This window comes from Bacillus yapensis (genome assembly GCF_005280205.1).
GTDB classification, from domain to species: Bacteria; Bacillota; Bacilli; order Bacillales; family Cytobacillaceae; genus Robertmurraya; species Robertmurraya yapensis.
Map to the genome: position 1 here is coordinate 22979 of NZ_SUND01000004.1, position 13587 is coordinate 36565.

Here is a 13587-nt window from a genome sequence, read left to right on the forward strand (position 1 = left end):
GAAGTGCTCCTTTAATAAGTTAGTACTTATTAAGTTGTACATTGTAATAATAAATATAACAACAACTTCCCATGAATGTTCACAAAATATTCTTTATGGATAAAAAAAGACACCTGTAATGGATTACAAGTGTCTTTTGGATAAATATTAGTTTGCTAGTTTTTCACGTAGAACCATTGGAAGAATTCCACCATGACGGTAGTAATCAATTTCGATTTCAGAATCGAAACGTACGACTACTTCAAATTCTTTCTTCGTGCCATTTTCGTCAGTTGCTGTTACTTTTACAAGCTGACGTGGTTTTACGTTTTCATCGATTTGAACATCGATTGTTTCCTTACCAGTTAAACCAAGAACATCAGCGTTTTCGCCTTCCTTGAATTGAAGTGGTAAAACACCCATTAGTGCAAGGTTTGAACGGTGAATACGCTCGAAGCTTTCAGCGATAACTGTTTTGATGCCAAGAAGGTTTGTACCTTTTGCAGCCCAGTCACGTGAAGAGCCCATTCCGTAATCTTTACCAGCAAGAACCACTAAGCCAGTACCTTCTTCTTTGTACTTCATGCAAGCATCATAGATAGAAGTCACTTCGCCTGTTGGCCAATGAGTTGTGTAGCCACCCTCAGTACCAGGTGCGATTTGGTTACGAATACGAATATTTGCGAAAGTACCACGCATCATAACCTCATGGTTACCACGACGAGAACCATAAGAGTTAAAGTCACGAATTTCTACTCCATTTTCACGAAGGTATTTACCAGCAGGTGTGTCCTTGCCGATAGAACCAGCAGGTGAAATATGGTCAGTTGTTACAGAGTCACCAAACTTACCAACAACCCGTAAGGAAGCAAGAGGCTTCACTTCTTCTGGATCTGGCTTTAAGCCTTCGAAGAATGGTGGGTTTTGAATATATGTTGATGTTTCATCAAATGTGTACAATGCATCGTTGCTCGTCTTGATTTCGTTCCAGCGCTCGTTATCGCTAAATACATTTTCATATTCAGCTTTAAATAGCTCAGGAGTTACGGTTCTTTGAACAACTTCGTTTACTTCTGCTGTAGATGGCCAAATATCCTTGAAGAATACATCGTTGCCATCCTTGTCTTTTCCGATAGCTTCATTTTGAAGATCAATATCTACTGTTCCAGCTAGTGAGTAAGCAACTACTAATGGTGGTGATGCTAGGTAGTTTGCTTTTACTAGTGGATGAATACGTCCTTCAAAGTTACGGTTCCCAGAAAGAACAGATGTTACTAATAAGTCGCTTTCAGCAACAGACTTTTCGATTTCTGGAAGTAATGGACCAGAGTTTCCGATACATGTTGTACATCCGTAACCTACTAAGTTGTAGCCAATTTTTTCAAGGTAAGGAAGCAATCCAGAATCACGTAGGTATCCTGTAACAACCTTAGAACCAGGAGCTAAAGAAGTCTTAACGAATTTAGGAACTTCCATGCCAAGCTCTACTGCTTTTTTCGCAACTAATCCAGCTGCTACTAAAACGTAAGGGTTCGATGTATTTGTACAGCTAGTGATTGCCGCAATCGCAATGGCACCAGTTTTCATCGTTGTTGTTTCGCCGTTTGCGAAGTTCACAACTGCTTCTTTTTCGATTTCAGAAGCCTCTAAACCGAAACCTTGGTTACCTTGTGGTGCAGTCAAAGCTTTGTTAAACTCCTCCTTCATTTGAGAAAGTGGAATTAAGTCTTGTGGACGCTTTGGACCAGAAAGGTTTGCTTCGATATCAGCTAAGTCGATTTCAATCACATCTGTATAAACTGGCTCTAAAGATGGATCAAAGAATAAGCCGTTTTCTTTACAGTAAGTCTCAACGATTTGTACTTGCTCTTCTGAACGTGCAGTTAAGCGCATGTAGTCTAAAGCTTCATTATCAACTGGGAAGAATCCACAAGTTGCTCCATATTCAGGAGCCATGTTGGCAATTGTTGCACGGTCTGCTAATGGAAGTGTAACTACTCCAGGACCGAAGAATTCAACGAATTTATTTACTACCCCATGTTTACGTAGAACTTGCGTTACTTTTAATGCAAGGTCAGTTGCAGTAGCTCCGTTTGGTAGCTCACCTGTTAACTTTACACCAACAACTTCAGGTACTGGGAAGTATGAAGGCTGGCCAAGCATTCCTGCTTCTGCTTCAATACCACCAACACCCCAACCAAGAACACCGATACCATTGATCATGGTTGTATGTGAGTCAGTACCTACTAGTGAATCAGGGAATGTTTCGAATTCGCCATTTTCGCCAGCAACAGCATGGACAACATTTGCAAGGAATTCAAGGTTAACTTGGTGAACGATACCTGTTGCTGGTGGAACAGCACGATAGTTATCAAATGCTTTTTGTGCCCAGCTTAAGAACTGGTAACGCTCAGCATTACGTTCAAATTCAAGGTCCATATTTGCTTTTAATGCATTTGCATTTCCATATTGATCAACTTGTACAGAGTGGTCGATTACTAAATCAACTGGTTTTTCTGGGTTGATTTTATCTGGGTCTCCACCCATGTCAGCCATTGCTTTACGTAGAGATGCAAGGTCAACAACTGCAGGTACTCCTGTAAAATCTTGTAGAATTACGCGAGAAGGCTTAAATGGCACATCTACGTCTCTTACTTCATCTGTTCCCCATTTTGCTAAGTTTTCAACATGCTCTTTTGTGATTACACGGCCATCATATTGGCGAAGCACTGATTCTAGTAAAACTTTAATAGAATAAGGTAGTTTTGAAACATTTCCAATACCTGCTTCTTCAAGAGCGGCTAAATTGTAGTAGTTGTAGCGCTTGCCATTTAACTCAAATGATTTACGAGCGCTAAAAACATCAGTTTTTGACAAAACTTCATTTTTTGACATATGAATTTCCCCCTTTACCTCATATACCGGTTGAAAAGTTTGAATATTGCTCCCATCCACACTTTTCTTACAATCCTATATTAATACAGTCAACAATATAAGTAAATAACAAGAAAGTTATTGTTTTTGATAAGTTTTACTTATTTAATTAACAATTCTCACATTTGCTATCGTAAAAACGTTCGGTTTTACATGGGAAAATTTTTGTGCTTGAGACCTCTGTTCGTTGTGAAAGTTATTTCAGAAAAATGATAACGAGCAAGAATGAGCTCGTAGTAGATGGATACAGTAATAGATGGAGGTGATGGAATTTGTCGAAACGGAAATCGAAGCATGTAACAGTGGGAATGAATGCAGCAAGCGCCCAAGGAAAAGGCGCTGGATATAATGAAGAGTTTGCCAATGAGCCTCTTTCTGCAGCGCAAAAGCAAAATAATAAAAAGAGGAAGAAAAATCAGTAAGAAAAAAAGACTCATGATGAGTCTTTTTTTAACGCTGTTTTCGCAATGATTGTGGTTTTTTTCGTAAATGTCCTAATTTTTTTCTACGAAAAAAATCTAAGGCCGACATTTACACTCCCTACTGGGCGCTGCCACCCCTTGGGTGGTTTAGAGTCACACATTATTTTTGCACGGCACTTTTCGCTTCTCCCATATGTTTTTTTAGGTAAAACAGGGGATTTGTATGCCAAACTACGATTCAAAAGCAACAAGTTTTTTTCGAAAGAAAATAAACAATTTCTGCGAAAAGAGCCTTTTTTAATAATCTGTCTCGTTAACCTGACTAACGATGGAACTCAAATCATGTTGGAATTGCTCAAGTTGAGCTTTCTGCGTGTCTGAGGCTACTTCTAATGCATTTTCGATTTGTTGATATGCTTCGTTCACTTCATTTTTCAGGTGCTTCAATTGATGTCCGTAACTGGCGCTATCTCGTACTATTTCTTGATATAAATCCTTTGCTTCATTTACTCCTTGTTGAGCCGCTTGAAAAGCTTGCTGTTTATTCTTGTTGTATGGCATAGTTGTCATTCTCCTTTATAGATATTTGTCGTTAAATTGCGCATTTCTGTACGAAAATATTCGGTATAAATACAGTTTTCCAACTACATTCTAATTATTAGGAGGGATTATTTTTATGAACAAAAACGATGGCAAAGATATGCGTAAAAACGCACCAAAAGGACATAATTCAGGTCAACCAGAACCATTAAGCGGTTCTAAGAAGGTAAAAAACCGTAACCATACTCGAGCAAAAAATAATCAACATCATGATTTGTAAAGAAAAAGAAGCTGTTGTTTACAACATACAACAGCTTCCCTTTTATAATGTGCTTAATGCTTGAAGAACAAACTGCTCTTCCTCTTTGGTCATACATCTTAAATCGATAACGACTTCTTCTTTTTGGATTCTCGTTATGATTGCTGGTGTAAATTCAGTTCTTAGTTTTCGTGCTACCTGTTCGGCAGACAGTGACTGGTGCCTTAGGACAGCAACGTATGTTGGGAGCTCCACATCAGGCATTGTGCCCCCTCCCACTTGGCTAACACTTTCTTCGCTATGGGCAATAAATATATTCGTTATGGCTCGTAATGATTCGATAAAAGACTCGCTTCTTTCTTTTAACGTTTCTTTACTCGTTAACAGATCGCGTACAACAGGGATGTTTTTGATGCTCTCTTCCCCTTTTAGATAATCAATTAACGTTCCTTCTAGCGCAGCTAATGTTAATTTGTCTACTCGAAGTACACGAGCGAGCTGATTCTTTTTTAAACGATCAATGAGTTCTTTTTTTCCGGCGATGATGCCAGCTTGAGGTCCACCAAGAAGCTTATCACCACTAAAGGATACGATATCGACTCCTTTGGCTAGAACTTCACTAACGACAGGCTCCTCTCCGATGCCATGCTTCTGGTAATTATAAAGAGCCCCGCTTCCTAAATCTTCATAAAATAAAACATTTTCATGAGCAGCTCCAAGCTGGGCTAACTCTTCTGTACCTACTGATTTTGTAAAACCGATTACCTTAAAATTACTCGTATGTACTTTCATCAGCATTGCTGTGTTTTCATTTATAGCTCTTTCGTAATCCTGTAGATGTGTTTTATTTGTTGTGCCAACTTCTACAAGGTTAGCCCCGCTTTCCTCCATAATAGAAGAAATGCGGAATGAGCCACCAATTTCGACCAGCTCCCCACGGGATACAATGACTTCTTTGTTATGTGCTAGTTCTCGTAAAATCAAATAAACTGCAGCTGCGTTATTATTCACGACCATTGCAGCCTCAGCACCAGTAATTTCCTTTATTAATTTTTCGGCATGTGCATGTCGAGAGCCCCTCTCTCCTTCTTCAAGCTTATATTCAAGGTTTGAATAGGATTTTGCTGTCTCAACGACATGCTCAATGGCCTTGTCGCTCATTCGTGCTCTACCTAAGTTTGTATGTAAAATCGTGCCGGTTCCATTGATGACTTGTTTTAATGTGTATTGGAATTGATTTGTAAGCTTCTCATTGAGTTCTTTAAACAAGAACTCGATGAAATCTTGATTTCCTGGCTCAGGACTAGTCCATTTTTCCTGTAATAATAAGTTGCGGTATTGTTCGAGTGTTTCTTTTACTAGTTTTGTTAAATGCTGTTCTGTAATTTCAAATTCCTTAATTAGTTCATGAAATCGATAATCTTTTTGTATTTCATGAACAGCCGGTAAGTAGCGTACTAATTGCTTCATATTCAGAACCCTCCATCAAATGCTATCCCCAGCCCCATTATACCAAATAAAAAGAACCTCCATCCATCGGACGAGGTTCTTTCGTATTTAAGCTTCCATTTTAGCAATTATATCGGCGCTCTTTGGAAATAATCCTATATCGAGCTTGGAATAGATTTTCTCACCGTTTACCGTTACTTCAAAAGCCCCACCAGAGCTAGGAATAAGGTTCATGTTGCTAATTTCAGAACGGAAATGCGTAAATAATTCTTCCGCGAGACTCGCGGCTTTTGGTGCAAAGTTTCACTGCATACAAAACTCAACGGTTACCTCATAACGATTCATGTAATGCTCCTCCTCGTAATCCGTAAAAAATTCACAAAAAGTTCATAGATGTGATTACCGCTATTGTATGATAAATGGTCAACTTGTGACAAATTTTTGGATTTTGAACAAAAAATAGGTCGAATGAATTATAAATATCCATCTTTTATACTACGACTTATGTATCAATTATTCTACTGAGATAATATTCTGTCAAAACGTTATTCCAATGGACTCCTCCGTTTTATATAATTAGCAATTATTGGAGTAGGAAATTTTCTCTAAAAAATACATATTAAAGGGGTTTTGGAATATGGCTAAAGAAGGATCTTTCTCTATTAATGTCAATCGCGCAGAAAAAACAGTTGATCTAGTAATAGTGGGTACATTTACTCCTGAGCAAGTTCAAGAATTTGTTTCTGATTATACTACAAAAGCAAAAAGTATTAATGCAAGTGAATTTACTTTGAATGCAGATTCAACGGACATGGATGTTCTTACTCAGGAAATGGTACCAGCTTTAGAAAATACCATTCGTATGTATCAACAAACTGGGTTTGAAAAACTGGTTGTTTCAATTAAGAAAAACCCAATTCTTAAAATGCAGTTAAATAGAATCTTTAAGAACACTGGCTTCACAAACGCAGAAGTAAAAGAAATCTAAACTTAAGCTTGCTCTCATTAGCAGTTCGCTAAAGATGAGACATTATTAATATTGGAAACAAGGCTCTAGCAGTCTTGTTTTTTTTCAATAGAAAAGGAGTTATGCATAATGGTAAATATAAAAATTAGAGAAATGGCTATTTATCACCCGGAACATGCTGTCGATAATGACTTTTTTATCGATCATTTCAAAAATAAAGGTCGTGATTCCACGAATTTCATTCAAAATATTCTAGGGCGAGAAAATCGCTATGTGATTAATGATAACAATGAATCAAGTCTCACGATGGCTTATGAAGCTTCGAAACTTGTTTTAGAAAAAGCAAATCTATCAGGTCAAGAATTAGATATCATCATGTTCTCCTCGCAAACACCTGAATACTTAGCAACATCCAATGCTATTCAATTACATGCCAAGCTCCAAGCGGGTCATAAAACACAAGTGTTGGATACGAATGCAAACTGTGCAGGAATGCTCGTCGCAATCGATTATGCATCCCGATATATGATGTCAAACCCTCATGTCCAAACTGCGCTCGTGGTTGGTTCTGATTACAATACACTTATGAGCAATCCGGAAGAAGAAATTACATATGCGAACTTTGGTGACGCGGCGTGTGCTGTTATTTTAGAAAAGACAGAAGAAAGTAAAGGTTTTATGGATTCCATTTACTTTACTGATTCTGTTACGAGCACGAATACAAACTTCCCTCGTCACGGGTTATCAGGTGCAATTAAGGAAAAACAAGATCAATCGATGCAATGGATTCCGTTTGATGGAAGTATTGCAATGCCTCCTACCTACGAAATGTTTGAAACAATTTTATCAAGAAATAATTATACGATGAGGGATTTAGATGCTTATTGCTTCTCTCAATTTTCGATCGCGAATATTAAAACGATTCAAGAACACTATGGTTTAGATGAAAATAAGATTATGTATGTAGGTGACCGCTATGGTTACACGGGGACAACGAGTCCATTAATGGCTTTTTATGACGGGATTGAAACAGGTAGAATTAAACGTGGCGATACGGTTCTCTTCTGGACCATTGGTGGCGGTTATCAGCTTGTTGCGATGTTATTGAAATACTAATCGCATCCTTTAAAAGTGATTTTCCCCTTCACAAACGTTATACTTATTATTGGAGGTGGACAACATGCGAGAAGAAGAAAAAATTCGTCTTACTTCATTTTCAACGAAAGCTGGTTGAGGCTGTAAAATTGGTCCAGAGGACCTGGCGCAGGTTCTGCGTCTTTTACCAAAGCACGACCCTACCCCTGAGCTACTTGTCGGTCATGAAACGAGTGACGATGCTGGGGTTTATAAATTAACTGAAGACATTGCCCTTGTACAAACCCTTGATTACTTCACTCCGATTGTGGATGATCCATATATGTTTGGACAGATTGCTGCGGCGAACGCTTTAAGTGATGTTTATGCGATGGGTGGCACACCAAAAACAGTACTGAATATTGTTGGCTATCCTGTGAAAAAACTTGGTCCAGATATTCTTTCTGAGATTTTACGTGGAGCAAGTGACAAAGTTGTCGAATCTGGAGCGGTAACAATCGGTGGCCATTCTATCGATGACCAGGAACCGAAGTTCGGACTTTCCGTGACAGGTATTGTACATCCTGAACGTATTTGGAAAAATGTTGGCGCTAAGCCTGGTGACTTGCTTGTTTTAACGAAACCAATTGGTGTCGGCATTATGACAACTGGTATTAAGCGTGAAGCTGTTACCGTGGAACAAGAGAAAATCGTGACAGATGTGATGGCAAGCTTGAATAAGCTGGCTGCTGAACCTTTACACCAATTCTCTCCACATGCTGTAACAGATGTAACTGGCTTTGGCCTTTTAGGTCACGGGAGTGAAATGGCAACTGGAAGCAATGTAACTTTAGAAATTTCATTATCCGCTGTTCCGATTTTAGAAGGTACACTAGATCTAGCAAAGCAAGGTGTCGTCCCTGGTGGCTCAAAATCTAATCATAAATGGCTAGAAAATGATGTTCATTACGAGGGTATCTCACTAGAAGAACAATTGATCTTATGTGATTCGATTACTTCTGGTGGACTTTTAGTGGCACTATCTGAGGAGGAAGCTTCTCAATATGTAACGGCTCTACATGAAGCGGGTCTTGAAATTGCTACGATCATTGGAAAAGTGACGGAGAAAAAAGATAAGTTAATCTATGTGAATCGTTAATGAAGCAAAAGGACATTACGTGTTAAATGTAATGTCCTTTTTATTCTTCGTCACCGGCTTATTTAAATATATCCTAGAAAGATAAAGTACTCTTTTAACTCAGCTTCTGAGATACTGATCCGTTCAGTTAAATCGTTTGTCCGTAAGACAAACTCTTTTACACCGATAAACTCTGACTCGGCAACAAGGTAAAAGCGAGTACCCTTCCTCTTCCCTTTAAAAGCTTTTTTCAATTTGTATTTCTTCATTTTAAAACCTCAGATGTCTAATTTAATGGATATGGAAAAATAGATTATAGGTAAAACCTATCTTAGTTACGTTTCGTATATAAAGTAAAGTTTTAACATGTTTTTGATGCCGGTCTGAACGCCATCTATACATATTATATCAAAATTTTCGATTGCTTCTGTAAACCGTGCAGGGTTCTTTCTTATTATATCAAAACAAAAAGCCAGCAGTTTAACTGCTGACTTATAACATGACGTTATTGATAATTTAGAATCTAAAGTAAGTAAAAATGCATCATGATAAGGAAAAAATTAATGCCCACTTTAATAGCCATTTTATCCAACACATCCTATTCTCTAAAGAATATTATGCCGATTACATTTTAAATGTAACATGAAAATATTTAGCTATTGTAAATTGAACATAAATATTTGTTTAACTAGAGATTATTTTGTATAAAAGCTTAAAGCAATCTCTGCGCCTAAGCGAGCATTGTTTTTCACTAATTCTATATTCGACAATAGGCTCTTACCATCTGTTAGTTCCTTCACTTTCGCAAGTAAGAATGGCGTAGTATCTTTCCCTGAAATATGATTTGCCTCAGCTTCCTGTAAGGCAGATTCAATTACTTCGGTAATCTCCTCTTCATCCATTGCATGCTCTTCTGGGATTGGGTTGGCGATGACCGCTCCCCCCTTCAAATTCAGCTCCCATTTTGTCTTTAAGGTTGCTGCAATTTCTTCCGCTGTATCAGCTTGAAAATTGACGGCAAAATCACTCGTTCTTGTATAGAACGCAGGTAATACATTAGTTTGATAGCCGATTACTGGTACGCCTTTAGTTTCTAAGTATTCCATTGTTAGACCTAAATCAAGAATGGATTTCGCACCTGCACAAATAACTGCCACATTTGTGTTTGCTAATTCTTCAAGGTCAGCAGAAATGTCCATTGTAGTCTCCGCTCCTCTATGAACGCCACCGATTCCACCAGTTACGAAAATGCGAATATCTGCTAAATCAGCACAAATCATTGTTGCGGCTACAGTAGTTGCCCCCATTTTCTTCGTTGCGAGTAAGTATGGTAAGTCACGTCGAGATGCTTTGGCCACATCTGTACTTTTTCCAAACATTTCGAGCTCTTCATCAGAAAGTCCAATTTTGATCTTCCCGTTTACTAAAGCGATGGTTGCTGGAACTGCTCCTTTCTCGCGAATGATTTGTTCTACCTCACGAGCAGTTTTCACGTTTTGTGGATAAGGCATTCCATGAGAGATAATCGTTGATTCCAACGCGACAATTGGTTTTCCTTGCTCCTTGGCAGCTTTTACCTCTTCTGATAACACGATATATTGTTCCATTATTTCATTTCCTCCATATCTTGTTGTAATTGAATTGCTGAAAGTTCTGGCCGTACCGTATATGGTGATTGAGATGTTTTAGAAGCATTTACCGTTGCGGTTTGCCCAATTTCCCTTAGGTCTTTTCCTTCTAGCCATGCGTAAATTGCCGCTGAGCTAAACGCGTCTCCCGCTCCTGTTACATCGACAATTTTTTCTGATACGATCGCTGGGATATGAATGACTTCGTTTTGATTTCCGATCATAGCCCCTTCTTTTCCTTTTGTAATCACGACATTCTTGATGCCTAAAGATAACCACTTTTCTACAGCTTGTTTCCAAGACTCATGACCGCGAATATCTTTATTAAAATAGGCTTCAGTTTCATCGCGATTGGCAATCAACCATGTCACGCAGCTTAAATCACTTGGTAATCTTTTCATTTTCGGTGAGGATACTGGGATAAGGATAAGTGGCTTTTCCTCCCTTTTTGCAAAATCGCACAAGTATTCCAGCGTGCTTTTAGGAATATTCAAATCTGCGATAATGCATTTTGCCCGCCTTAGCAAGGCATCTTGCTTGTATAATAGTTCTGGAGTAATAGCTTCATAGATTTCCATATCGGCTAATGCAATGACCATTTCTCCGGTGGAATCTAGCACAGCAGTATAGGAACCCGTAGATTCGTCAGTAATCTGTGTAACTTGGTCTAAGTTCATATAAGGAGACGAAACTTCTTTGATATAATTCCAGTCTGCATCTTCCCCGCTACAAGTGATTAAGGAAACATCCATACCTAATCGACCGAGGTTCTCGGCAATATTTCTTGCCACACCACCAGCACTTTGCGTCGTTTTTGTCGGATTGGAAGTCCCGATCCGAACCATTTCATTTAAGTAGGATTTTCGGTCGATATTCGCCCCGCCAATACAAACAATCGGTTCGTTTTCAGCGATTACGTATGCTCGGCCAATAATTTTTCCTTTTTTGATCAATCCTGAAATCATATTGGCTACGGTCGGTCGTGAAACATTTAAGGAATTAGCCAACTCTTGTTGTGTAATATAGGGATTCCTTCGAATTTCATTCAGCAAAAATTGTTCTTTTTCTGATAATTGTTCTGACATTTTCTCACCTCACCACCAAACATTTGTTTATATTTTTAAACTTATGTTTATATCATATTTCTTTTTTTTATAAAAATCTATCTTTTTTGAAAAAAAACAGTATTCGACCATATAGAAAATTTTCTAATTTTGATAATTTGAACAATATGTTAAAATCGGTTAGAAAAGAAGTCTACTATATTTTCTATAAAAATTTAGCTTAGAAGAGGAGGAATGTTTTTAGTGAAATCATTCGAATTTACAGTGGAAGAAAGGATTTATAAAAATGTAGAAAATAGAGATTTAAAGTTATATATCTTTAATCCTCAAAATTTACTCTTAGATAGGACGGCTATTCTATTTTTTCATGGTGGTAGCTATGTTAAGAGTGATCGAACACCTTTAGCTTTTGAACATCATGCTGAACTATATGCTTCAAAAGGTATTGTAGCAATTTGTGTAGATTATCGAACAACTAATGATACTGAAGCCTTTTCTCCTCTTTATGCTATATCTGATGCAAAATCCTCCATACAATGGGTTCGGCAACATCATCAAGAATTAGGGGTTAATTCCAACAAAATAATTATTTGTGGAGCTTCGTCTGGTGGTTTTACAGTGCTTTGTTCTGTGTTAGTCAAAGATGTGTTTGAGTTGGAAGGAGACTATACGAATAATATCCCCGATGCCTTAGTTATGTTCAATCCAGGAGTAGATGGTGTAGAGGTATTGAATAGACTTTTCCCAGAGTTAAGTGATAAAGCAGAAAACTTGTCACCTTTACATAATATTGTAAGCGACTTACCACCTTTAATCTTGTTTATAGGGACGGATGACATTATATATGGAAGTAATAAAGAATTTTATGAAAAATGGATTGAATATGGAAACCAATGCACTTTTCATACTTATGAAGGAATGTCACATGGTTTCTTTAATTATGGAACATTTGACAATAAGCCTTTTAAAGAAACAAATGAGGAAATAGAGAAATTTATGAAAACTTTGGGATTGTTATAGAAAATGATTATAATGCAACTCATTTGTTAAATGCTCTGACGAGAGATGCATTGCCAACTTATTCAGCAGATTATCGTAACAGCAACTAACTTTAACATAGCATAAAAGCAAAAAAACAAGCCTACACGAGGTAGACTTGTTTTCAAGTTATATTAAACTAGTTTTAATTTTAATTTTTCGAGCATATCGACTGTCATATCTTTTAGGTCGTATTTTGCTTTAAAGCCCCATTCTTCTTGAGCAGATGTTGCATCGATGGAATTTGGCCAGCTGTTGGCAATTCCTTGGCGAATTGGATCAACATTATAGGACATATCGAATGATGGGATATGCTTTTTAATTTCAGCTGCAATTTGCTCAGGCTCAAAGCTCATCGCTGTCACGTTAAAGGCATTGCGATGTTTAAGCTTAGCTGGATCTGCTTCCATTAAATCTACAATAGCGTTCAAAGCATCTGGCATGTACATCATATCCATGTATGTGCCTTTGTCGATATAAGAAGTATATTTGCCGTTTTTAATTGCTTCGTAATAAATTTCAACAGCATAATCTGTAGTTCCGCCGCCTGGAGGCGTAACATATGAGATTAATCCTGGGAATCGAACACCTCTCGTGTCGACACCAAACTTATGATAATAGTAATCTGCTAGTAGTTCTCCAGCAACCTTATTAACGCCATACATCGTTGTTGGTCGTTGAATCGTGTCTTGTGGCGTATTATCCTTAGGCGTTGTTGGACCGAAAGCGCCAATAGAGCTTGGTGTGAAAAATTGTAAATTTAACTCACGAGCCGTTTCCAAGGCATTCATCAGTCCACCCATGTTTAAGTTCCAAGCAAATACTGGTCTTGCTTCTGCCGTTGCGGATAAAAGGGCAGCCATATGCATGATTGTATCCACTTCGTACTTCTTTGCGATTTCATACATTTTATAGTCATCTGACACATCAAGTCTTTCGAAAGGTCCTGTCTCTTCCCCTTCAGTAGGTCGAATATCTGTGGCAATAACATTGTCTGTTCCATAAATGTCTCTTAGTTTAACGGTCAGCTCTGAACCGATTTGTCCGAGCGCCCCAGTAATTAGAATTCGTTTCATCTTGCTAGTCCTCCAAACC

The 13587-nt window shown here is 38.0% G+C and carries 13 protein-coding genes and 1 pseudogene; 6 read left to right on the plus strand and 8 right to left on the minus strand.

The window, feature by feature from the left end; translation table 11 throughout:
- Positions 1-147: 147 nt before the first annotated feature.
- Complete coding sequence (acnA, locus tag FAR12_RS06295; RefSeq protein WP_170972119.1) at positions 148-2874, minus strand: aconitate hydratase AcnA; 2727 nt, start codon at positions 2872-2874, stop codon at positions 148-150.
- A gap of 311 nt (positions 2875-3185) precedes the next feature.
- Here acnA and sspO point away from each other — a divergent pair, with 311 nt between their 5' ends.
- Positions 3186-3335, plus strand: a complete 150-nt coding sequence (gene sspO / locus FAR12_RS06300) for a small acid-soluble spore protein SspO (protein WP_126407482.1) — start codon at positions 3186-3188, stop codon at positions 3333-3335.
- Positions 3336-3632: 297 nt separating this feature from the next.
- Here sspO and FAR12_RS06305 read toward each other — a convergent pair whose 3' ends face one another.
- Positions 3633-3896, minus strand: a complete 264-nt coding sequence (locus FAR12_RS06305) for a hypothetical protein (protein ID WP_126407484.1) — start codon at positions 3894-3896, stop codon at positions 3633-3635.
- A 115-nt stretch (positions 3897-4011) separates the two neighbouring features.
- Here FAR12_RS06305 and FAR12_RS06310 point away from each other — a divergent pair, with 115 nt between their 5' ends.
- Positions 4012-4155, plus strand: a complete 144-nt coding sequence (locus FAR12_RS06310) for a small acid-soluble spore protein P (RefSeq protein WP_126407486.1) — start codon at positions 4012-4014, stop codon at positions 4153-4155.
- Between the two features lie 42 nt (positions 4156-4197).
- On the opposite strand, the gene selA is transcribed toward FAR12_RS06310, so the two are convergent.
- Positions 4198-5604: an L-seryl-tRNA(Sec) selenium transferase gene (gene selA / locus FAR12_RS06315; protein ID WP_126407488.1), complete on the minus strand. Its 1407-nt coding sequence runs from the start codon at positions 5602-5604 to the stop codon at positions 4198-4200.
- 87 nt (positions 5605-5691) lie between these two features.
- Positions 5692-5874, minus strand: a pseudogene (locus FAR12_RS06320) (Rdx family protein); the annotation flags it as partial.
- Between the two features lie 346 nt (positions 5875-6220).
- On the opposite strand from FAR12_RS06320, the gene FAR12_RS06325 reads away from it, so the two are divergent.
- From FAR12_RS06325 to selD, 3 genes are all read left to right on the plus strand, one after another.
- Entirely contained in the window at positions 6221-6571 is a 351-nt protein-coding gene (locus tag FAR12_RS06325; protein WP_126407489.1) for a hypothetical protein, read from the plus strand.
- Positions 6572-6679: 108 nt separating this feature from the next.
- On the plus strand, positions 6680-7666 hold the full coding sequence (locus tag FAR12_RS06330; protein ID WP_126407491.1) for a ketoacyl-ACP synthase III: 987 nt from the start codon (positions 6680-6682) through the stop codon (positions 7664-7666).
- A gap of 64 nt (positions 7667-7730) precedes the next feature.
- Positions 7731-8783, plus strand: coding sequence for a selenide, water dikinase SelD (gene selD / locus FAR12_RS06335; protein ID WP_126407493.1), 1053 nt, complete (start codon positions 7731-7733; stop codon positions 8781-8783).
- A gap of 62 nt (positions 8784-8845) precedes the next feature.
- Here the strand turns inward: selD and FAR12_RS06340 are convergent, their stop codons facing one another.
- The 3 genes from FAR12_RS06340 to FAR12_RS06350 form a co-directional block, all read right to left on the minus strand.
- Positions 8846-9031, minus strand: a complete 186-nt coding sequence (locus tag FAR12_RS06340; RefSeq protein ID WP_126407495.1) for a hypothetical protein — start codon at positions 9029-9031, stop codon at positions 8846-8848.
- A 426-nt stretch (positions 9032-9457) separates the two neighbouring features.
- Positions 9458-10369 (minus strand): pseudouridine-5'-phosphate glycosidase, encoded by a 912-nt coding sequence (locus FAR12_RS06345; RefSeq protein WP_126407497.1) that lies wholly within the window; start codon positions 10367-10369, stop codon positions 9458-9460.
- A complete protein-coding gene (locus FAR12_RS06350; RefSeq protein ID WP_126407499.1) occupies positions 10369-11475 on the minus strand; it encodes a carbohydrate kinase in 1107 nt (368 codons plus the stop codon). Before FAR12_RS06350 ends, FAR12_RS06345 begins: the two co-directional genes overlap by 1 nt.
- A gap of 222 nt (positions 11476-11697) precedes the next feature.
- On the opposite strand from FAR12_RS06350, the gene FAR12_RS06355 reads away from it, so the two are divergent.
- Positions 11698-12474, plus strand: coding sequence for an alpha/beta hydrolase (locus tag FAR12_RS06355; RefSeq protein ID WP_170972120.1), 777 nt, complete (start codon positions 11698-11700; stop codon positions 12472-12474).
- A 152-nt stretch (positions 12475-12626) separates the two neighbouring features.
- On the opposite strand, the gene FAR12_RS06360 is transcribed toward FAR12_RS06355, so the two are convergent.
- A complete protein-coding gene (locus FAR12_RS06360) occupies positions 12627-13568 on the minus strand; it encodes an L-threonine 3-dehydrogenase (RefSeq protein WP_126407503.1) in 942 nt (313 codons plus the stop codon).
- Between the last annotated feature and the right edge of the window lie 19 nt (positions 13569-13587).